Annotated in this window: 2 protein-coding genes; one reads left to right on the top strand and one right to left on the bottom strand. The window is 73.4% G+C overall.

Annotation, left to right across the window (positions count from 1 at the left end; translation table 11 throughout):
- A partial coding sequence (locus tag GTW08_RS31420) for a hypothetical protein (RefSeq protein ID WP_237453486.1) occupies positions 1-185 on the bottom strand: 185 nt, incomplete at its 3' end.
- Positions 186-726: 541 nt separating this feature from the next.
- Here GTW08_RS31420 and GTW08_RS02880 point away from each other — a divergent pair.
- Positions 727-998: hypothetical protein (locus GTW08_RS02880; protein WP_161151358.1), on the top strand; the 272-nt coding region annotated here is incomplete at its 3' end.

The following is a 998-nucleotide window of genomic DNA, read 5'->3' as shown; positions in this document are numbered from 1 at the left end:
TCGGCGGGCCGCGGGGCGACCACACGTGCGTGCCCGGCGCCGGAGTCCTCGTCCGCGGCGTGCGCCGGTTCCGCGTGGTGCCCGTCCGCGGACGCGCGCCCGCGAAGGGCAGGGTCGTCGTCGTGCCGTGGGCGCGGGATGCCGCTCCCGGCAGGAGCGGCGGACCGCCCGGTCCGCTCCGTCATGGGACGACGGTAGGGCGGATCGGCCGGGGTGGCGCGGTGCACGCAACGGTGACGGCCCGGCCCCCGAGCACTGCACCCCGGACGGCCCAGCGCCGGAACGGACGGAGCAGTGCTGACAGCCATTCGTGACTTTCCGTCGAACTACACCCGTGTAGTCGACACTCCGTGGGCCGCACCGGCACGAAGGAGTGGCGATGTGGTGACGCACCGCCGCATGGTGGTCGCGACGTGCCGGATCGTGGTCACCTGGGCCGAGGCGAGGACCCGTCGCCGAGGGCTTCCGACGGGCCGGACTCCGAACCGACGTCACCGACTGCTCCAGGAGGAGGCCGGGTGAACACGCTCCGTAGACAACACGGAGAGTCCTGGACCGGTCACGCCACTCGTACGAGGGGACCTCGCAACCAGAACTGTCACCCCCGTTTCCCCTCTCGTGTGTCACCCGTTGACCGGGTGAGTGGGCCGAACGGCGGTACCGGGTGTACGCGATACGGACCAGGCCGTGGGTCCCCACATGTCAGGCGAGCAGGAGGTACGGCGGGTGTACGAGTTCGACAGCGCTGCGGGTGGCCTCGAGTCGTCGATCCGGGCGCGACGCGCCGCGCAGGAGAGCTGGCCGTTCCCCGGCCGGCACGAGTCGCACGACGAGATCCAGGAGGAGACCCCGATCTTCCACGCCCTCACCGTCGGGGGCTGGCGGGACGGCCGGCGGAGCGGGAGCGCCGGCAACGCCGTGCGCCGCGTCCACCGCGGCACCGTCCGCACGACCCGCCGCGGTGGCGCGGTCCGGCCGACCGGGGACACGGTCGCCGC

Origin of the sequence: Pseudonocardia sp. SID8383 (genome assembly GCF_009864975.1) — a bacterium.
GTDB lineage: Bacteria > Actinomycetota > Actinomycetes > Mycobacteriales > Pseudonocardiaceae > Pseudonocardia > Pseudonocardia alni.
This window is presented reverse-complemented; position numbering and strand designations above follow the sequence as displayed.